Raw genomic sequence first — 17521 nt, forward strand, 5'->3', positions numbered from 1 at the left:
CTCCCTTGCCATGAACGACAAGGCCCGCGTTGGCGGGCCGGAGCGTCAGCGCTGCAGATAGGTGAACAGCGCCAATAGCACGATGCAGGCAATGACCATCAGATTGAGGGCGACTTCCTCCTGCATGGGCTCGAAATGATGCTTGTCCTGGATGGAGAGGCGGGCGCCGGACAGTTTGTGCAGCCAGTACTGAAGCAGATTGCGCGGACTGGGGCCGTCGGAGTCGGCTTTCATGATGGTTGGCCTGTGTAAAGGAAAATTGATGTTTCGGCCATTCTACTCTTCCCGGCTATGCTTTCAACATTTTTTCGAAACGGAACTGTAGATTATTCGGAATCGAACCGTTCGAGTCGTCTCCCGGCGCGCCGCCGCTGGTCTACACTGGATGCGTATTTCCAGTTGGCTCGTCAGGCGGGGGGAGGGATGCGAAAGGCAATGATGGCGGCGTCCCTGGCGCTGGCCGCCGCCGTCGCGCAAGCTGCGCCGGCCCACTATCTGTCCTATACGCTATCGGTGGAACCGTGGGGCGTGGCCGATACCGATCGCGGTGTCGGGCCGGATTTCATCCGTTTTCTGGCCGCCCAGGCCGGCTTCACCGTCACCGCCGAGGCCCGGCCTTATCTGCGCGTGATCGACGGCATGCGCAGCGGCGAGAACGCGATCAATCTCGGCATTCCCACCGCCGAGCGCAAGCGTTACGGCATATCGATATGCACGATAGGCTCGGTCAAGGTGTCGCTGCTCTACCTGAAGGCGGCGGGACGCGAGCACAGGACGGCGGCCAGTTTCTCCGGTCTCAACGTCGGCGAGCTGCGCGGCAGCCGCACGCTGGACGAATTCGACCGGGCGGTATCGCACAACCGGGTGCTGATCGGCGATATGGCCCAGGGCCTGCGCATGCTCGGCGCCGGACGGCTGGACGCCACCGTCTGCGTCAGGCCGGGATGCGGCAATCTGCTGGGCGCAGTCGGCGTCGACGAGGCGCAGATCGGCGAATGGCTGTTCAGCGAGCAGCCGCTGGCGATTTATGTGTCGCGCGCGAGCGCCTTGTCGCGAGACGCCGCCGCGATGTCGCGGCTGCGGCTGGCCTGCGATTCCTATGCCGGCCGGCAGGAAATACGCCGCTTGCTGGCGCCCTACCATTAGGCTGGAACAACGCAAAACGGACGCCGACAGGCGTCCGTTTTGCGTAGCGGGAACTCAGGCCGACATCGACATCAGCAGGCTGGAGATGTCGCTGGTGCCGGCATTGGCCTGGTACAGGCTGAGCATGGCCTGCATCTGCTGCTGGCTGGCGCTGGCGGAGCTGGACGCGTTCGACGAGCCGGCGCTGCCGCTGGCCGCGCTCAGCAGGCTGTCCAGACCGTTGCTCTGGCCTTGCTGTTCGCCGCCGCCGTGATGGCGGTGGTGATGGTGGCCCTGCCGGCCCGGCTGGGTGGCGTCGGCCTGTTGCAGGCCCTGCTGCAATTGCTGGAAGGCCTGCTGCGCCTGACTGAGGTTGCCGGCCTGTAGATCCTGGCCCAGCGTGTTCAACAGCGAGGACACCGAGCTGCCGCTGTCGGCGGTCGAGCCGGTCTGGCTGGCGTTGATGGCGGCGAACGGATCGGCGGCGCTGGCGGCGGCCGTGCCCGAGCTTGCGGACGACGCGCTGCTGACGGCGTTGTTCAGCGCCGAGGCGAAGTCCTGGCCGCCGTTGCCGGAGCCGTTCAGCTGCTGCAAGGCGGCCAGCGCCTGCTGCGCGCCGGCCAGATCGCCTTGCTGGACCGATTGGGTCAGATTGCTGAAATCCTGGCGTCGCTGCTGGTGCAGCGTCTGCATTTGCTGCCAATAGCTGTTGGAATTGCTGGTGCTGCTGATAGACATGTCGCCTCTCCTTGAGAACGGGTTTTCAGGCCAGAGCTTGCACGGATCCGCTCGTGTCCCTGGCAGCGGCAGGCGTTCACCGCCTTGGAGCCGATCTGCCGGCAATTGTTGCCGCCTTGCCGTCCTCCGTTTCCGCCATCCCGGCCCCTGGGGGCGATTTTGGCGTTTTTTTCAGCAGGAACAATGGCTTGGCTGTATCAATGTCAGCAAGAGGCGTGCCAGCCGGAAGGGCTGGCGTCGGGGAGATGTTTACAGATGTTGCGGCTGTGCTCGGCCGGCCTGCTTGCCCAGCAGCGGCGCGCCGTCGCGGAACAGCAGCAGCTCGCCGGGCGCCAGCGCGGTCCAGCTTTCGTTGTCGGTCAGCGGCTGGGTGGCCACCATCGCCACCTGGTCGCGGGGCGTGGTGACGGTGGCGAAATCGACGCTGACGTCGTCGTCGACCAGATGGGCCGTGTTGAACGGCGAGCGGCGGATGATGTAGTGGAGATGGGTGGAGCAATGGACGAACAGCCACTCGCCGTTGCTCAGCATGAAGTTGAAGACGCCGTTGGCGCTGATCTCGGCGGCCAGCCGCGCCACCTCGTCGAACAGCGCCTCCAGCTCCGGCGGCTCGGACCACTTGGCGCGCAGCCTCTCCATCAGGTGGCAGAAGGCCAGCTCGGAGTCGGTGCTGCCCACCGGACGGAAATACTGGCCGGTCGCCGGCGCGAATTTCTCCAGGTTGCCGTTGTGGGCGAAGATCCAGTACTGGCCCCACATCTCCCGCATGAACGGATGGGTGTTGGCCAGATTGACTTCGCCCTGGGTGGCCTTGCGGATATGGGCGATGACGTTTTCCGACTTGATCGGATAGCGCCTGACCAGATCGGCCACCGGCGATTCCACCGAGGGCTTGTCGTCGAGAAACACACGGCAGCCCTTGCCCTCGAAGAAGGCGATGCCCCAGCCGTCGGCATGATGGTCGGTCAGGCCGCCGCGGCGGTGGAAGCCCTCGAAGGAAAACAGGATGTCGGTAGGGGTGTTGCAATTCATGCCCAGCAGCTGGCACATCGGCTTGATTCCACGTCTTGTCAGGGTTGTCACGTCTTCGGCGGATACCGAAGCACTCATGTAGCTGAGCTTAGGCGATCTGGCGGCGGCGGGCAATCGCCGTGCGGCAAGACCCGGCGTCCGCGTCCACCCGCCGGCGGCGGCGAGCCGGCTTCCCTGACAATCTTGTGGATGGCCTCGGCCTATATCGCGGCGAGCAGCCGTTCCGCCAGGCCGAGCAGCGGCGTGGCCAGCGTGCGTGCGGATTCCGACAGCAGATTGAATTGCACCTTGGCCAGCGCGAGCAGACCTTCGGCCAAGGCCTTGTCTTTCCTGGCGAGGCCTTGCTCGAATCCGACAAGATCATGCTCGAGCTCGCCCAGCTTGTCCTTGTCGTGGTTCATCGCCATCAAATCCTTGGACGCGGTCTCGAAGGCGGCGGCGCTGAACTCCTGCCGCAGCACGGTTGCGACGGACTGCATGGCCTGATTCACGGTCTGGGCCTCCGCGGGCAGGTTCTTGCGCTCTTTTTGAGCGCTTTCGAAATCGAGACGGGCCTTCTCCATCCATTCGGTCCGCTTTTCGGGGTGCTCCTGCGCCGATTCGATCTCGCTGAGCGTCAAAGACAAGAAATATCCCAGGCCATTCCAGGCCAGATACCTGTCGTTATTGTCCTTCATCGCCTTGTCGAACGCCGCCTTCGTTTCTTCAAACGTTGCCATCGAAATTCTCCGGTGAAAGAAAATCGGCCACTTCCCGGTCGAGTCGCCGGCGGCCATATCCCGATTCCGTGGCCCCGGGCGGGCCGCATGGTCGTATCCGATCGGCCATGGGGAAGCTCCCCGGGGAACGCGCGGATTTTTTGCAATCCGTCCACGGCAGACTGTTTCGGCAGTCTATTTCCTCCGGGGAGCGGAAGGAGGCGGCGTCAATTCAAATCGGATCGATCCTAACGGGGATTGCCCGCGCGAAAACCTGCGCGGACGGGGCAGGCGCTGCCGGCCACTCGAATCGGTCGCGGCCGACGAGGTCCGGGGCGGGGCCTAGGTCCGGTCCCACGGCGCTTGCGGGCCGCCGAACTTCTCCACGAGGAAATCCAGCAGGCTGCGCAGCGCCAGCGGCAGCAAGCGGCGCGACGGGTAGAGCGCATGAATGCCGAGCACGGCCGGCTGCCACTCGGGCAGCAGCGCCACCAGCTCGCCGCGGCGCACGTACGGCGCGGCCAGATAGCTGGGTTGCAGGCTGACGCCGGCGCCGGCCAGCGCGGCGCTGAGCAGCGCGCTGGCCTCGTTGGCGCTGATATTGCCGGCCACCCGCACCCGCGATTCCTGCTGGCCGCGCCGCAGCCGCCATTCGCTGCGGCCGAAGTTGCTGTAGCTGAGGCAGCGGTGGCTCTCCAGGTCCTGCGGCTCCCGAGGCGTGCCGTGGCGGGCCAGGTAGGACGGCGAGGCCACCAGCAGCGACAGGCAGTCGCACAGCCGCCTGCCGACCAGGCCGGGATCGGGCTCGTTGGTGATTCGGATCGCGAGGTCTATTCTTTCTTCAATCAGGTTGACGGCGCGGTCGCCCAATTGCAGGTCCACGCGCAGCAGGGGATGCAGCTCGCCGAACTCGGCGATGGCGCCGCCCAGTACCGCGAGGCCGAAGGAGGTGCTGGCCGCCACCCTGAGCAGGCCCCTTACCTGTCCGTCGCGCTGGCTGGCGTCGGCGCGCACCTCGGCCGCCAGCTCCAGCATCTGCTGGCAGCGCGAGAGGCAGGCCAGGCCGGCGTCGGTCAGCGTGACCTTGCGGGTGGAGCGCTGCAGCAGCCGAGCGCCCAGCCATTGCTCCAGTTCGTCGACGTAGCGGGTGACCATCGGGCGCGACATGTCCAGCTTGTCGCCGGCGGCGGTGAAACTGCCCAGCTGCGCCACCTCGGCGAATACCTGCATCGCGGTCAGCCTGTCCATTGATATGCTCGATTTTTGAAACAATAATGTGCAGTTTATCGTATTTATTGGTTCGATTCATGAGCTTATAGTGTGCTCATCTTCACTGAAACGCAGTGCAAACCGCCGGCGGGCGCCGGCATTAGACCCAAGGAGTCACTCATGATCCGTCAAACCCTGATCGCCGCCGCTCTCGCCGCCGCCGGTTTCGCCCACGCCGGCGACCTGAAACTGTCGGTCTACAATGCCGACGGCAACAGCTTCAACGTTTCCTCGGTACTGGTCACCGGCGACAAGGACGCCGTGCTGATCGACACCGGCTTCACCCGTGCCGACGCCTACCGCATCGCCGCCAGGGTGCTGGACAGCGGCAAGAACCTGAAGACCATCTACGTCAGCCAGGCCGATCCGGACTACTACTTCGGCGCCTCGGTGCTGAAGCAGATCTTCCCGAAGGCCGAGCTGGTGGCCGCGCCCGAGACCCTGGCCCACATCAAGGGCAATGTGAAGGGCAAGGTGGCCTTCTGGGGGCCGAAGATGGGCGCCAACGCGCCGCAGGCCAAGCCGCTGTTGCCGACCGCCTTGAAGACCGATACCATCACGCTGGAAGGCAAGAAGCTGGAAATCAAGGACAGCCACGGCATCCTGGGCCATCGCAGCTATATGTGGATTCCGTCGATCCGCGCCATCGTAGGCAACGTCGGCGTCTACTCCGGCATGCATGTGTGGACCGCCGACACCCAGACCGACGCCGAGCGCAAGGCCTGGTTCAAGCAACTGGACGACATGGAAGCGCTGAAGCCGGAAACGGTGGTGCCGGGCCATATGATCGCCGGCGACAAGATGGACGTGTCGACGATACGCTTCACCCGCGACTACCTGAAGACCTTCGAGGCCAAGAACGCCGAAACCCGCGACAGCGCCGCGCTGATCGAGGCGATGAAGCAGGCTTATCCGAACGCGGCGGAAGTCTCCACGCTGGAATTGGGCGCCAAGGTCCGCAAGGGCGAGATGAAGTGGTAACGGGCATGAAACTGCATTATTTCTACGACCCGCTGTGCGGCTGGTGCTACGGCGCCTCCCCGCTGTTGCAGGCGGCGGCCGCGCTGCCGGGGCTGGACTTGGAGATGCACGCCGGCGGCATGCTGGACGAGGCGGAGGGACGCACCGTCACGCCGGAATGGCGGTCCTACGTGATGCCGCACGACAAGCGCATCGCCCAGATGAGCGGCCAGCCTTTCGGCGACGCCTACTACGATGGTCTGCTGAACGACGTCGGCGCGCCGCTGGCGTCCGATCCGCCCATCGCCGCCGTGCTGGCCGCCGCCCGACTCGGGGCCGATCCGCTGGCGATGCTGGCCCGGATACAGCGCGCCCATTATCTGGAGGGGCGCCGCATCGCTGAGTTCGCTGTGCTGGCGGAGCTGGCCGCCGAGCTGGGCATCGCCGCCGAGCGCTTCGAACCGGCCTGGCGCGAAGCCCGGACCGAGGCCGAGCGCCACATCGACGACACGCGCCGGCAGATGGCCAGGCTGGGTTTGCGCGGCTTTCCGTCGGCGGTGCTGGAGCAGGACGGCAAGCTGGAACGGCTGGAGCTGTCCGGCTGGCTGGGCAAGCCGGCCGAACTGGCCGCCGCGCTGTCCCAGAGGCTGCCCCAGCCGGCGGCCGGCGACGGCGACGCGCTGTTCTGCACGCCGGACGGTTGCCGCTGATCCGATCTTGTCCATCGACAACGCCGTCCCATCCGGGGCGGCGTTTTTTCTTTCGCCGAGACCTGGCGTCCGGCGTCGTCCGCCGGGCGGCACTCGGGGTGGGCGGCCTGCTTCATCGCCGCCGCCATCCGCCGGAAGGTGTCAAGCCAGGCCGAACCCAGCTCCGGCGTCCAGTTCTCCGTTCCCAGCTTGGCTCGCGGCCAGGGGCCATGCCTCTCTCCGCGGCGGCGGATGACGCATTCGGGATAGCAGAGGCCGGCTCAGCGCAAGGACGCCAGATCGGCGGCGACGGCGTCCAGCGTTTTCCGCGCCAGCGCCCGCCGGCTTTCCCCCGGCGAGATGGCGACCGGCAGGTCCGGCGCGACGCCGGCGACCTCGTCGCCGCCGTCGGCCCGCAGCCTCGCGCAATCGGGGATGCGAAAGCGCATGCCGGAATGGGGCAGCGTCAGCGGCGTGATCTTGTTCATGAAGCCGCAGCCGTCGCCGCCGGTGCGCGAGCCCACCGTTTTGGCCAGGCGGTTGTCCTGGCTGACGGCGGCGAACATCTCCGCGGCCGAATACGTCTGGCCGTCGGTCAACAGGTAGACCGGACCGTCCCAGGCGGCCTGGCTGCCGAAGGTGAGCGCCGGCCAGAACAGCGTCTCGGCGACGACGCGCGAATAGCGGCCGGCCTCCAGTTCGGCCACCGCGCCGGAGGCATAGCCGGCCTGGATCAGCCGGCTGTGTCGCGCGGCGGGATCGAAGCGGCGTTGCTCGCGCCATACCCAGCCCATGTCCGGTACCGGTTCCGCCCGCAACCGCGAGAGCTTGTCGCGGAAATCGTCGGCAAAGGGGCGCAGCGCGGCCCTGTCCGCCGGCGTCGCGTCGGCCGGCAGATTGGCGTCCAGGTCCGCCAGCCATTGCCGCAGATAGGCCTCGCCTTGCGGGCTCTGCGCCAGCCACAGGGGTTCGGAGCGTACTGGACCGGCGCCGAGCAGCCTGGACATCGCGTCGCCGCTGTCGTTGCCGCCGGGATTGTCGCCGATGTCTATCACCAGCGCCCGGGCGCCGGCGGCCCTGAGCTCGCGCATCCGTTCGGCGGTTTCGCGGTACCAGGCCCGCATGGTCTGGGTGTACAGCCGGTCGGCATCGAGTCGGCCGTCCGGCGTCAGCGCCGAGGCCCAGGCGTTCAGGCATGCCTGCGGATAGTCCTTCGGGTTGAACGAGGGAAGGCGCAGCAGGGCGAGCTTGCCGGCCGCTCCCAGATCGGCGATGCCGCTGCGCATCGGCCGGGCCAGCCCGTCAGCGCTCAGCCGGATGCCGGCCAGCGTTTCGAAGGGCAGCGAGAAGGCGATGCGATTGCGCGGGACATAGCCTTCGGCCGCGCAGCCGCTGATGGCGTCGTCGCGGGAAGCGGGGCGCGGCGGAGGTTCGTGGCGGGGAGACGCTTGTTTCTCGGCCGGCGGGAGCGGGGAAAAGTGGCCGTCGTGAAAGCCGCGCTGGAAATCGAGCAGGGCCTGGCGCGCCTCGGCGTCGCCGCGGGCGCGGGAGAGCGCGCTTCGCGTCTCGCGATCCAGCCGAGGTAGATCGACGCCGCTGCGCGGCGACGCCATCCAGGCCAGGTGGGAATAGCGTTTTTCCAGTTCCTGTTTCAGCAGGCGGTAGTCCTGCAGCCAGGCGGAGCGGTCGAAGCCGGCGGCGGAAGCGGAAACCGAGGCCGCGAGCAGCGCGGCCGCCGCGGCGCGGACGGGATGGAATCGGGACATGGCATGCGGACACAGTGAAATGGAAGTGGATATTATGTCCCGCCAGCAAAAATGCCAATGGATTGTTGGTGTTCTCCGTGTTCATAGATCCGCTAAATAGACGTTACCCATCCCATTGGTATTTATTTGGTATTTATGTCTTGAAAGAAAACGCCAAAGTCATACTATGAAATACCAATCTGATACCAATTAACCGGAATAGGAGCGTCGACGATGCAGAGGGCGATACGTAAGGGAAGGGGCATGCTGGCGATGGCGCTGTTCTTGGCGTGTTGCGGCGCGGCGCAGGCCGCCTGCCCGGGCTGGGCCGAGGGCACGAGCTACAAGGCCGGCGACGTGGTCAGCTACAACAACGCCAACTACACCGCCCTGGTGGCGCATACCGCCTATGTCGGCGCCAACTGGAACCCGGCGGCCTCGCCGACGCTGTGGACGCCGGGCGGCAGCTGCTCCGGCGGCGATCCTGTGCCGCCGAGCCCGCCGAATCCTCCGACGCCGCCCGGCCCGCCGGGAAACACCGTGCCGTTCGCCAAGCACGCGCTGGTCGGCTACTGGCACAATTTCGCCAATCCCAGCGGCAGCGCCTTCCCGCTGGCCCAGGTCAGCGCCGACTGGGACGTGATCGTCGTGGCCTTCGCCGACGACGCCGGCAACGGCAACGTCAGCTTCACGCTGGATCCGGGCGCAGGCAGCGCCGCGCAGTTCATCCAGGACATCCGCGCGCAGCAGGCCAAGGGCAAGAAGGTGGTGCTGTCGCTGGGCGGGCAGAACGGTTCGGTGACGCTGAACAACGCCACCCAGGTGCAGAACTTCGTCAACAGCCTGTACGGCATCATCAGCCAATATGGTTTCGACGGCATAGACCTGGACCTGGAGAGCGGCAGCGGCATCGTCGTCGGCGCGCCGGTGGTCAGTAATCTGGTCAGCGCGGTCAAGCAGCTGAAAGCCAAGGTCGGGCCGAATTTCTACCTGTCGATGGCGCCGGAGCATCCGTATGTGCAGGGCGGCTTCGTCGCCTACGGCGGCAACTGGGGCGCCTACCTGCCCATCATCGACGGCCTGCGCGACGATCTTTCGGTGATCCACGTCCAGTACTACAACAACGGCGGCCTGTACACGCCTTACTCCAACGGCGCGCTGGCCGAGGGGTCGACCGATATGCTGGTCGGCGGCAGCAAGATGCTGATCGAGGGCTTCCCGATCGCCAACGGCGCCTCCGGCAGTTTCAAGGGCCTCAGGCCGGACCAGGTGGCCTTCGGCGTGCCGTCCGGGCGCAGTTCGGCCAATTCCGGCTTCGTCACCGCCGACACCGTGGCCAAGGCGCTGACTTGCCTGACCGCGCTGCAGGGCTGCGGCGCGGTCAAGCCGGCGCAGGCCTACCCGGGCTTCCGCGGCGTGATGAGCTGGTCGATCAACTGGGACCGCCACGACGGCTACAACTTCTCCAAGCCGGTAGCCGCCAGCCTGCATCAGTTGCCTGTCGCCGCGCAGGCTGGCAAGAAAAAAGCCGTCCGCGCGACGCGGACGGCTTGGTAGGGCGGGACCGGATGGCCGCCTCTTAGGCGGCGGTCATCTGGTAGCCGCTGATCTGGGCGGCCGACACCAGGCTGTTCAGGTACTCGTGCATCGCCTGGTTGAACGCCAGGTCGGTCAGGTACTGCTGCAGGCGGTCCTTGATCTCGTCGAAGCCGATCTTGCCGCCTTCGACGCGCTGATCCACCTGGATGATGTGGTAGCCGAACTGGGTTTCAACCAGGTGCGGGGTGATCTGGCCGGCCTCGGTGCCGAACACCGCCTGCTCGAATTCCGGAACCATCTGGCCGCGGCCGAACTGGCCGAGGCTGCCGCCCTGCTTGCCGGACGGGCAGGTCGAATGTTCCTGCGCCAGCGCGGAGAAGCGCGACGGGTTGGCCTGGACTTCAGCCAGGATGCCTTCGGCCTTGGCCTTGATCAGGCTGGCTTCCAGGCCCTCGCCCTTGGGCAGCAGGATGTGGCTGGCGACGGCGCTGTCGCCGCCGACGAAGCGGTCCGGATAGCGCTCGTAGAAGTCGCGGCAGCCGGCCTCGTCGATAGGCTCGACCTGCAGCTTGCCGTCCAGCAGGGTCTGGATGGCCTGTTGCTCGTCGGCGGCTTCTATGCCTTCGGCCTTGGCCTGCTGAACCAGCAGCGTGTGCAGGATCAGTTGCTGGACCGCGGTGTCGCGCGGGCTGGGCGTGTCCGCGTAGTGGTCCAGCTGGGAGGCGATCATGTCTTCGCTGATTTCAACGCCGTTGACGGTGATGGTCATATGAATTTCCTGTGAGGGAGCGGCCAGTCCTGGCGTTTCCGTATGGGGCTGCCGGCGGCAGCGCTGACAAGGGCAGGGCGGGCCTGCGTGCGGATGTGCGCGAAGGTAAGCGCGGCGGGGGGCGCTGTCAAGCAAAACGGGGACGGCAAGCCGTCCCCGTCGCGCCGTCGGTCGCGTTTACTGCTGGATCTGGGCCTTGGCCTTCAGATCGGCGACGTACTTCTCGATGCGGGAACCCATCACGCGCTGGGTCAGCTGCGGACGGATTTCATCGAGCTGCGGCACGTTGCGCTGGGTGCGCACGTCGTCCAGCTTGATCACATGCCAGCCGTATTCGGTCTTCACCGGCTTCGCGGTCACTTCGCCCTTGGCGAGCTTGCTCATCGCCTCGGAGAACGGCGCGACGAAGGTGCCGGCCTCCTGCCAGCCCAGGTCGCCGCCATTGGCCTTGCTGCCCGGATCCTGCGACTTTTCCTTGGCCAGCTTGTCGAAGGACTTGCCCTTCTTCAGCGCGTCGATCACCGACTTGGCCTCGGTCTCGCTCTTCACCAGGATGTGGCGGGCGTGGTACTGCTTGGTTTCCGGCACCGAGGCGACCAGCTTGTCGTATTCGGCCTTCAGGTCGGCGTCGCTGACCGGGTTGGCCTTCTCGAAATCCTTGACCAGGCGGTTGGCCAGCGCCATCGCCTGCATGTTCTGCAGCTCGGCGGTGAATTCCGGAGACTTGTCCAGCCCCTTTTTCACCGCTTCCTGGCGCAGCACTTCGGCGGTGACCAGCTGGTCCTTGATCTGGTCGCGGGCCTGCGGCGTGACGTTCTGGCCCTGGGCTTCCATCATCTTGGCGACGGCGTCGATGCGGGCGTCGGTGATCTGCTGGCCGTTGATGGTCGGGCCGGCTACGGCGATGGCGCTGCCGGCGAAAGCGGCGACGAGGGCGGTTTGCAGCAGGATTTTACGCATTATGTTTTATTCCTGGATCGGGATGGGGTGGATTACTGGATCTTGCTCTTGGCGCGCAGATCTTCGACGGCCTTGGCGATCGCCTCTTCCTGCAACTGGCGGCCGAGCTGCGGCTTCAATTGCTCCAGCGGAGGCACCTGGGCGTCGCGCACATCGGCAACCTTGAACACGTGCCAGCCGTACGACGACTGGTAGGGCTTGCTGCTGATCTGGCCCTTCGGGATGGCCTTCAGCGCCGTGGCCAGAGCCGGGTCCATGCGGGCCATATTGCCCCAGCCCATGTCGCCGCCGGTCTGCTTGGCGTTCGGATCGACCGAGCGGGTCTTGGCCAGATCCTCGAACTTGCCGCCCTTCTTCAGCTGGGCGATGACCTTCTCGGCGTCGGCTTGGCTGGCCAGCGTGATCTGGTAGGCGTGGATGTCCTTGGTGCCGGCGAACTGGGCGGCGAGCTGGTCGTAGCGGGCCTTGATCTGGGCGTCGCCGATGGCGGCCTTGTCGGCGATGTCGGCGAACAGCGCGTCGCGCAGCAGTTCGGCGCGCACCTCGTCCATGCGCTTGACGAAGGCCGGCTGCTTGTCGAGGCCGCGGCGCGACGCTTCCTGCAGGATCACCTGGCGGTTGATCAGCGAAGTCTTCAGCTGTTCGCGCAGTTCGGGCGTGTCCTGCTGCTTGCCGCCGCTGCTCTGCACCACATTGGCGACGGCGTTGTCGAGTTCGGATTTGTCGATGGCGACGCCGTTGACGACGGCCACCGATTCGGCGGCGGCCGGCAGGCTGATCGAGGCAGCCAGCAACAGCGCGGCGATGCGGGAATGTTTCATGTTAGCCCTTTGCAGAATTCACAGCTCTTCTGGGGTGAGCGCGCGGATGGCGAGCGCGTGCACGCGACCGGCCATCAGTTCGCCCAGCGTTTGATAGATCAGCCGGTGGCGCTGCACGCGGCCCAGACCGGCGAAACGGCTGCTGACTATCGTCAGCGTGTAGTGGCCGCCACCGCCCTTGGCGCCGGCATGTCCGGCGTGCAGGGCGCTGTCGTCCTGAATGTCCAGGTGTTCCGGCGCGAGCTGCCGCAGCGCCGTTTCCAGCAGTTGCACGGTATCGCTCATGCCGGGAACACCTGGCGGAAAGGCTTGACCTCGACCGAGGCGTAGACGCCGGCGGCGCGGTAGGGGTCGGCGTCGGCCCAGGCGCGGGCGTCGTCCAGCGAGGCGAACTCGGCGACGATCAGGCTGCCGGAGAAGCCGGCCGGGCCGGGGTCGACGCTGTCTATCGCCGGAAACGGACCGGCCAGCTTCAGGCGGCCGGCGTCCTGCAGCGCCTGCAGGCGGGCCAGGTGATCGGGGCGGACGGCCAGGCGCTTGTCCAGCGTGCCGGGCGCGTCCTGGGCCATGACGGCGTACAGCATCATTTCTTTTCCTCGATGTATTTGCCCAGGAACAGGCTCTGCGCGATCACGAAGACCAGCATCAGCCCCATGCCGCCGAACAGCTTGAAGTTGACCCAGACGTCCTCGCTGAAGTGGTAGGCGACGAACAGGTTCAACGCGCCCATGAAGGCGAAGAAGCCGCTCCAGATCCAGGTCAGCTTGCGCCACACCGGATCGGGCATCTCGATCTGCTTGCCCATCATCATCCGCAGGCCGTTCTTGCCGGCGAACTCGCTGATCAGCAGGCCGACGCCCATCACCCAGTACAGCACCGTCGGTTTCCACATGATGAAGTGCTTGTCGTGCAGCAGCAGCGTCGCGCCGCCGAGCACCACGATCAGCCCGAGGCTGATCCATTGCATCGTGTCCACCTTGCGGTGCTTGAGCCAGGCCCAGCCGACCATCAGCACGGTGGCGGCGATGGCGACGCCGGTGGCGACGAACATATTGCGCGTCAGCCAGTAGGCGCCGAAGAACAGCAGGACGGGGAGGAGGTCGGTAAAAAATTTCATGCGGGTGATTATGGGGGCAGGCGCGGCCAGATTCAAGCCGCGCCGGGCCTCCCAGGCCGATTAACGGTTAGTTTGTTTGATGACGCTGAGCGCGCTGGCGACCAGGCCGCCGACGTCGGCGACATTGCTCGGCATGATGATGGTATTGTTTTCCTTGGCCAATTTGCCGAAGGCGGCGATGTATTGCTCGGCCACTTTCAGATTGACGGCCTCGACGCCGCCGTCGGTGCGGACCGCGCCGGCGACGCGGTTGATCGCGTCGGCTGTTGCGTCGGCCACCAGGCGTATCGCCTCGGCCTCGCCCATCGCCTGATTGATCGCGGCCTGCTTGCTGCCCTCGGAATTGTTGATCGTCGCCTGCATCTCGCCCTGCGATTTCTGGATCGCCGCCTCGCGCGCGCCGGTGGCCAGGTTGATCTGCTCCACCTTCACGCCCTCGGACTGGGCGATGCGGGCGCGCTTCTCCCGCTCGGCGGTGATCTGCGCCTGCATCGCGTGCAGGATGTCCTGCGGCGGCACCAGGTCCTTGATCTCGTAGCGCAGCACCTTGACGCCCCAGTTGATCGCCGCCTCGTCCAGCGAGGCCACGACGCTGCGGTTGATGTCGTCGCGCTCCTCGAAGGTCTTGTCCAGCTCCAGCTTGCCGATGACCGAGCGCAGCGTGGTCTGCGACAGCTGGGTGATGGCGACGATGTAGTTGCTGGTGCCGTAGGAGGCCAGCTTGGCGTCGGTCACCTGGAAGTAGAGGATGCCGTCCACCTTCAGCTGGGTGTTGTCGCGGGTGATGCAGATCTGGCTCGGCACGTCGAGCGGAATCTCCTTCAGGCTGTGTTTGTAGGCGATGCGGTCGATGAACGGCGTGATGATGTTGAGGCCGGGCGTCAGCGTCGCGTGGTAGCGGCCCAGCCGCTCTACGATATAGGCGTGCTGCTGCGGCACCACCGCCAGCGATTTGAAGATGAAGACGACGACGGCCACGAACAGGATCAGGGCGATTTCCATGGATTCATTCCGGTTGTTGAGACGAGATCTTGAACAGATTGCCTTCGCGGCCGGCGATATAGCCTGTGGCGCCGGCGTCCAGCGCCGGATCGAGCAGCAGCGCGTCCCACTCGGCGCCGCGGTAGTGGACGCGGGCGCGGCCGGGCGAGGTCAGCGCGACGATGGCGACCGGCCGTCCCCAGTCGGGGTCGTCCTGCGGCCGCGCCGCCGCGGGCGGATGGCGGCGTCGCCGCTGGCGGATCAGCAGCACGCCGGCCACGCCGCAGACGCTGGCGATCAGCCATTGCAGCGCCGGAGGCGCGTCCAGCCAGGCGGCCATGCCGCCGCAGGCCATCGCCACGGCGATCACCAGCAGGTAGAAGGTGCCGGACATGAATTCGGCGATCAACGCGACCAGCGCGCAGCCGAACCAGAAGATCAGGGCTTGCGACATGCGAGTTTCCGTTCAATGGCCATGAAGGGCATTGTCCGGCTAATCGCCGTCGATGACAACGCGTTGAGCGGACCCGAAGCCTGTTTGCGCGATTTCCGTGGGGAAACGGCTCCGAAACGCTCGCAGCCGGACCGTGGGCAGGCGTTCAGACGTGGTCGCGATCCGGCAGGTGATGGGACAGGTGGATGGCGTCCTCGCTGTCCAGCCAGAACTTGCGGATGTAGAACCACAGGGCGACCACGACCGGCACCGCCGTCAGCAGCAGGATTTTCATGGCGACCGTCCTTCCACTCGGATTCACGTTTCCAGTCTAGACGGTAAACGCGCGGACAACAGACCGGCCCGGCGTTACAATGCCGGCCCGTTTCAAACAGCAAGACGCAAAAATGTTCGAACTGGAAGCAAGAGCCGTCGCCGAGGTGGAAATCCGCAAGAGCCGCTTCATCGGCGTGCTGCTGCCGGCGGCAAGCCGCGAGCAGGCGTTGCGGGAGCTGGCCGCCATCCGCGCGCGCTGGCCGGACGCGCGCCATTACTGCGCGGTGCTGCTGTGCGATGGCGATTCCATGCTGGACGACGACGGCGAGCCGTCGGGTACCGCCGCGAAGCCGATGTACAACGTGTTGCAGCATAAGCGGATCACCAATGTGCTGGCGGTGGTGGTGCGTTATTTCGGCGGCATCAAACTGGGTGCGGGCGGCCTGGTCAGGGCCTACACTCAAGCTGTCAACGCCGCGCTGGCCGAGGCGAGGCTGCTGCCGGTGCGGCGGATGCGCCGGATGCAGCTGGCGGTGGCCTTCGCCGACGAGGCCCGGTTGCGGCATGCCTGCCGCGAGCTGGGGCTGACGGTGGGCGGGCAGCGTTACGCCGAACGGGTCTGGCTCGGCGTCGAGTTGCCGGACGACGAATGGCAGGCGAGGCTGGCCGAGCTGGCCGACCGGATGGCCGGCGCGCTGGAGGCGAAGCCGGACGACTGAGACAACGCGGGTGTAATCGGAGGCAAGCAGATGACGCAGAAAAAGTATCGCTTGGTGACGCGCAGCGATTTCGACGGCCTGGTGTGCGCGGTGCTGCTCAATGAGCTGAACCTGATCGACGAGGTGAAGTTCGCCCATCCGAAGGACATGCAGGACGGCAAGGTCGATATCGGCGGCGGCGACATCACGACCAATCTGCCGTATGTGGCCAAGGCCCATCTGGTGTTCGACCACCACCTGTCGGAGACGCTGCGCAACGCCACCGATGCCGACAACTACGTCATCGATCCGCGCGCGCCGTCGGCGGCGCGGGTGGTGTACAACCACTATGGCGGCAAGAAGGCGTTTCCCGGCATCAGCGACGAGATGATGGAGGCGGTCGACAAGGCCGATTCGGCGCAGTTCAGCATAGAGGAGATCCTCAATCCCAAAGGCTGGGTGCTGCTGAACTACCTGATGGACGCGCGCACCGGCCTCGGGCGCTTCCGCGAGTTCAGCGTCAGCAACTTCCAGCTGATGATGGATCTGATCGGCTACTGCCGCAACCACTCGATAGACGAGATCCTGCAACTGCCGGACGTGCAGGAGAGGGTGGCGCTGTACCGCGAGCACGAGACCGAGGCCAAGGCGCAGATCCTGCGCTGCGCGCGCGCCCACGGCAATGTGGTGGTGCTGAACTTGCTGCGCGAGGAGACGATACATCCGACCAACCGCTTCATGGTGTACGCCTTGTTCCCGGAATGCAGCGTCTCCATCCATGTGATGTGGGGCTTGAACCGGCAGAACACCGTGCTGGCGGTCGGCAAGTCCATCGTCAACCGCAGCTCCCACTGCAATATCGGCGCGCTGATGCTGCAATACGGCGGCGGCGGGCACGACGGGGCGGGCACCTGCCAGGTGGGGCACGATCAGGCCGAGGACGTGCTGGACGAATTGATCGCCCGCATCCGCGGCCTGGGGTGAGCTACAGCGAGCGTATCAGCGCCAGCGCCTGGCGCAGGTCGCCGCATACCGCCAGCGCGGCGGCGCGGTCCTCGGCGCTGGGGACGAGCAGGTCCGGCACCATGATGACCCGGGCGCCGGCGGCCACGCCGGCCTGCAGGCCGAAGCTGGAGTCCTCCAGCACCAGGCAGCGGCCGGGGGCGACGCCCAGCTTGGCCGCGACGTCCAGGTAGACGTCCGGCGCCGGCTTGGTGTGCTCGACCTCGTCGCCGGCGGTGCTGATCTCGAAAAAGGCCCCCAATCCGCTGCGGGCGAGCTTCAAGTCGGCGATCTGGCGCCGGGTCGACGTGGCCACCGCGCGCGGGATGCCCTCGGCGCGAGCCCACTCCAGCAGCTCGACGATGCCGGTCTTCAGCGGTATCTCCTCGTGTTGCAGCATGTGCGAGTAATGGCGGTGCGAGCCCTGCTGCAGCTGGTCGGCCTGACGCGCGTCGCCGAGATAGTCGGCGACGAAGCGCACGCAGCGGGCCATCGACATGCCGACCATCGCCAGCAGCATCTCCTCCCGTATCTCGATTCCGAGCTCGGCGCCTGCGCGGCGCCAGGTTTCGTTGGAAATGCGTTCGGTGTCCAGCATCAGGCCGTCCATATCGAACAGCAGCGCGTCGAAACTGCGGGGCATTGCTTCTCCTGGTTCATGGCGCGTGG

22 protein-coding genes are annotated in these 17521 nt (G+C 66.1%); 6 read left to right on the forward strand and 16 right to left on the reverse strand.

The features are described from left to right. Positions 1–45: 45 nt before the first annotated feature. Positions 46–234 (reverse strand): hypothetical protein, encoded by a 189-nt coding sequence (locus WNM05_RS09660; RefSeq protein ID WP_434634519.1) that lies wholly within the window; start codon positions 232–234, stop codon positions 46–48. Between the two features lie 201 nt (positions 235–435). On the opposite strand from WNM05_RS09660, the gene WNM05_RS09665 reads away from it, so the two are divergent. Beyond that, a complete protein-coding gene (locus tag WNM05_RS09665) occupies positions 436–1146 on the forward strand; it encodes a hypothetical protein (RefSeq protein WP_434634521.1) in 711 nt (236 codons plus the stop codon). Positions 1147–1200: 54 nt separating this feature from the next. On the opposite strand, the gene WNM05_RS09670 is transcribed toward WNM05_RS09665, so the two are convergent. The 4 genes from WNM05_RS09670 to WNM05_RS09685 all read right to left on the reverse strand — a co-directional run bounded on the left by WNM05_RS09670 (position 1201) and on the right by WNM05_RS09685 (position 4841). Continuing rightward, the gene (locus tag WNM05_RS09670) at positions 1201–1863 is read right to left on the reverse strand and encodes a hypothetical protein (protein WP_434634523.1); all 663 of its coding nucleotides are present in this window, start codon (positions 1861–1863) and stop codon (positions 1201–1203) included. A 249-nt stretch (positions 1864–2112) separates the two neighbouring features. Continuing rightward, positions 2113–2913, reverse strand: a complete 801-nt coding sequence (locus WNM05_RS09675) for a class II glutamine amidotransferase (protein WP_434634524.1) — start codon at positions 2911–2913, stop codon at positions 2113–2115. A gap of 182 nt (positions 2914–3095) precedes the next feature. Continuing rightward, positions 3096–3614: a hypothetical protein gene (locus WNM05_RS09680; RefSeq protein WP_434634526.1), complete on the reverse strand. Its 519-nt coding sequence runs from the start codon at positions 3612–3614 to the stop codon at positions 3096–3098. Between the two features lie 321 nt (positions 3615–3935). Then, complete coding sequence (locus tag WNM05_RS09685; protein ID WP_434634527.1) at positions 3936–4841, reverse strand: LysR family transcriptional regulator; 906 nt, start codon at positions 4839–4841, stop codon at positions 3936–3938. A 141-nt stretch (positions 4842–4982) separates the two neighbouring features. On the opposite strand from WNM05_RS09685, the gene WNM05_RS09690 reads away from it, so the two are divergent. Beyond that, positions 4983–5843: an MBL fold metallo-hydrolase gene (locus WNM05_RS09690; RefSeq protein WP_434634529.1), complete on the forward strand. Its 861-nt coding sequence runs from the start codon at positions 4983–4985 to the stop codon at positions 5841–5843. Positions 5844–5848: 5 nt separating this feature from the next. Further along, on the forward strand, positions 5849–6532 hold the full coding sequence (locus tag WNM05_RS09695) for a DsbA family protein (protein ID WP_434634531.1): 684 nt from the start codon (positions 5849–5851) through the stop codon (positions 6530–6532). A 260-nt stretch (positions 6533–6792) separates the two neighbouring features. On the opposite strand, the gene WNM05_RS09700 is transcribed toward WNM05_RS09695, so the two are convergent. Further along, the gene (locus tag WNM05_RS09700; protein ID WP_434634534.1) at positions 6793–8277 is read right to left on the reverse strand and encodes a S41 family peptidase; all 1485 of its coding nucleotides are present in this window, start codon (positions 8275–8277) and stop codon (positions 6793–6795) included. Positions 8278–8490: 213 nt separating this feature from the next. Here WNM05_RS09700 and WNM05_RS09705 point away from each other — a divergent pair, with 213 nt between their 5' ends. Then, positions 8491–9813 (forward strand): chitinase, encoded by a 1323-nt coding sequence (locus WNM05_RS09705; RefSeq protein WP_434634535.1) that lies wholly within the window; start codon positions 8491–8493, stop codon positions 9811–9813. Between the two features lie 22 nt (positions 9814–9835). Here WNM05_RS09705 and WNM05_RS09710 read toward each other — a convergent pair whose 3' ends face one another. The 9 genes from WNM05_RS09710 to WNM05_RS09750 form a co-directional block, all read right to left on the reverse strand. Continuing rightward, the gene (locus tag WNM05_RS09710) at positions 9836–10564 is read right to left on the reverse strand and encodes a peptidylprolyl isomerase (RefSeq protein WP_434634538.1); all 729 of its coding nucleotides are present in this window, start codon (positions 10562–10564) and stop codon (positions 9836–9838) included. Positions 10565–10741: 177 nt separating this feature from the next. Then, positions 10742–11524 carry a peptidylprolyl isomerase gene (locus tag WNM05_RS09715; protein ID WP_434634540.1) on the reverse strand — a complete coding sequence of 261 codons (783 nt, stop codon included), beginning with the start codon at positions 11522–11524 and terminating at the stop codon, positions 10742–10744. Between the two features lie 32 nt (positions 11525–11556). After that, positions 11557–12345: a peptidylprolyl isomerase gene (locus WNM05_RS09720; RefSeq protein WP_434634542.1), complete on the reverse strand. Its 789-nt coding sequence runs from the start codon at positions 12343–12345 to the stop codon at positions 11557–11559. Between the two features lie 18 nt (positions 12346–12363). Next, positions 12364–12630, reverse strand: a complete 267-nt coding sequence (locus WNM05_RS09725; protein ID WP_434634545.1) for a BolA family protein — start codon at positions 12628–12630, stop codon at positions 12364–12366. Further along, complete coding sequence (locus WNM05_RS09730; protein ID WP_434635138.1) at positions 12627–12929, reverse strand: YciI family protein; 303 nt, start codon at positions 12927–12929, stop codon at positions 12627–12629. Before WNM05_RS09730 ends, WNM05_RS09725 begins: the two co-directional genes overlap by 4 nt. Further along, on the reverse strand, positions 12929–13462 hold the full coding sequence (locus tag WNM05_RS09735; protein ID WP_434634548.1) for a septation protein A: 534 nt from the start codon (positions 13460–13462) through the stop codon (positions 12929–12931). The genes WNM05_RS09730 and WNM05_RS09735 overlap by 1 nt, the downstream gene beginning before the upstream one ends. Before the next feature lie 60 nt (positions 13463–13522). After that, positions 13523–14464, reverse strand: coding sequence for an SPFH domain-containing protein (locus WNM05_RS09740; protein WP_434634551.1), 942 nt, complete (start codon positions 14462–14464; stop codon positions 13523–13525). 4 nt (positions 14465–14468) lie between these two features. Then, on the reverse strand, positions 14469–14897 hold the full coding sequence (locus WNM05_RS09745; RefSeq protein WP_434634554.1) for an NfeD family protein: 429 nt from the start codon (positions 14895–14897) through the stop codon (positions 14469–14471). Positions 14898–15042: 145 nt separating this feature from the next. Continuing rightward, positions 15043–15171 carry a hypothetical protein gene (locus WNM05_RS09750; protein WP_434634557.1) on the reverse strand — a complete coding sequence of 43 codons (129 nt, stop codon included), beginning with the start codon at positions 15169–15171 and terminating at the stop codon, positions 15043–15045. A gap of 112 nt (positions 15172–15283) precedes the next feature. Here WNM05_RS09750 and WNM05_RS09755 point away from each other — a divergent pair, with 112 nt between their 5' ends. Together WNM05_RS09755 and WNM05_RS09760 are read left to right on the forward strand one after the other, a co-directional pair. Further along, positions 15284–15871 (forward strand): IMPACT family protein, encoded by a 588-nt coding sequence (locus WNM05_RS09755; protein WP_434634559.1) that lies wholly within the window; start codon positions 15284–15286, stop codon positions 15869–15871. A gap of 30 nt (positions 15872–15901) precedes the next feature. Further along, a complete protein-coding gene (locus tag WNM05_RS09760; protein WP_434634561.1) occupies positions 15902–16834 on the forward strand; it encodes an exopolyphosphatase in 933 nt (310 codons plus the stop codon). 1 nt (position 16835) lies between these two features. On the opposite strand, the gene WNM05_RS09765 is transcribed toward WNM05_RS09760, so the two are convergent. Continuing rightward, entirely contained in the window at positions 16836–17495 is a 660-nt protein-coding gene (locus WNM05_RS09765) for an HAD family hydrolase (protein WP_434634564.1), read from the reverse strand. Between the last annotated feature and the right edge of the window lie 26 nt (positions 17496–17521).

It is taken from the genome of Chromobacterium sp. CV08, assembly GCF_051129845.1.
Taxonomy (GTDB): Bacteria; Pseudomonadota; Gammaproteobacteria; order Burkholderiales; family Chromobacteriaceae; genus Chromobacterium.

Bases quoted from the DNA above. Each gene is read 5' to 3' on its own strand.
- WNM05_RS09660 (WP_434634519.1), bottom strand. From the start codon at position 234: ATGAAAGCCGACTCCGACGGCCCCAGTCCGCGCAATCTGCTTCAGTAC.
- WNM05_RS09665 (WP_434634521.1), top strand. From the start codon at position 436: ATGATGGCGGCGTCCCTGGCGCTGGCCGCCGCCGTCGCGCAAGCTGCG.
- WNM05_RS09670 (WP_434634523.1), bottom strand. From the start codon at position 1,863: ATGTCTATCAGCAGCACCAGCAATTCCAACAGCTATTGGCAGCAAATG.
- WNM05_RS09675 (WP_434634524.1), bottom strand. From the start codon at position 2,913: ATGTGCCAGCTGCTGGGCATGAATTGCAACACCCCTACCGACATCCTG.
- WNM05_RS09680 (WP_434634526.1), bottom strand. From the start codon at position 3,614: ATGGCAACGTTTGAAGAAACGAAGGCGGCGTTCGACAAGGCGATGAAG.
- WNM05_RS09685 (WP_434634527.1), bottom strand. From the start codon at position 4,841: ATGGACAGGCTGACCGCGATGCAGGTATTCGCCGAGGTGGCGCAGCTG.
- WNM05_RS09690 (WP_434634529.1), top strand. From the start codon at position 4,983: ATGATCCGTCAAACCCTGATCGCCGCCGCTCTCGCCGCCGCCGGTTTC.
- WNM05_RS09695 (WP_434634531.1), top strand. From the start codon at position 5,849: ATGAAACTGCATTATTTCTACGACCCGCTGTGCGGCTGGTGCTACGGC.
- WNM05_RS09700 (WP_434634534.1), bottom strand. From the start codon at position 8,277: ATGTCCCGATTCCATCCCGTCCGCGCCGCGGCGGCCGCGCTGCTCGCG.
- WNM05_RS09705 (WP_434634535.1), top strand. From the start codon at position 8,491: ATGCAGAGGGCGATACGTAAGGGAAGGGGCATGCTGGCGATGGCGCTG.
- WNM05_RS09710 (WP_434634538.1), bottom strand. From the start codon at position 10,564: ATGACCATCACCGTCAACGGCGTTGAAATCAGCGAAGACATGATCGCC.
- WNM05_RS09715 (WP_434634540.1), bottom strand. From the start codon at position 11,524: ATGCGTAAAATCCTGCTGCAAACCGCCCTCGTCGCCGCTTTCGCCGGC.
- WNM05_RS09720 (WP_434634542.1), bottom strand. From the start codon at position 12,345: ATGAAACATTCCCGCATCGCCGCGCTGTTGCTGGCTGCCTCGATCAGC.
- WNM05_RS09725 (WP_434634545.1), bottom strand. From the start codon at position 12,630: ATGAGCGATACCGTGCAACTGCTGGAAACGGCGCTGCGGCAGCTCGCG.
- WNM05_RS09730 (WP_434635138.1), bottom strand. From the start codon at position 12,929: ATGCTGTACGCCGTCATGGCCCAGGACGCGCCCGGCACGCTGGACAAG.
- WNM05_RS09735 (WP_434634548.1), bottom strand. From the start codon at position 13,462: ATGAAATTTTTTACCGACCTCCTCCCCGTCCTGCTGTTCTTCGGCGCC.
- WNM05_RS09740 (WP_434634551.1), bottom strand. From the start codon at position 14,464: ATGGAAATCGCCCTGATCCTGTTCGTGGCCGTCGTCGTCTTCATCTTC.
- WNM05_RS09745 (WP_434634554.1), bottom strand. From the start codon at position 14,897: ATGTCGCAAGCCCTGATCTTCTGGTTCGGCTGCGCGCTGGTCGCGTTG.
- WNM05_RS09750 (WP_434634557.1), bottom strand. From the start codon at position 15,171: ATGAAAATCCTGCTGCTGACGGCGGTGCCGGTCGTGGTCGCCCTGTGG.
- WNM05_RS09755 (WP_434634559.1), top strand. From the start codon at position 15,284: ATGTTCGAACTGGAAGCAAGAGCCGTCGCCGAGGTGGAAATCCGCAAG.
- WNM05_RS09760 (WP_434634561.1), top strand. From the start codon at position 15,902: ATGACGCAGAAAAAGTATCGCTTGGTGACGCGCAGCGATTTCGACGGC.
- WNM05_RS09765 (WP_434634564.1), bottom strand. From the start codon at position 17,495: ATGCCCCGCAGTTTCGACGCGCTGCTGTTCGATATGGACGGCCTGATG.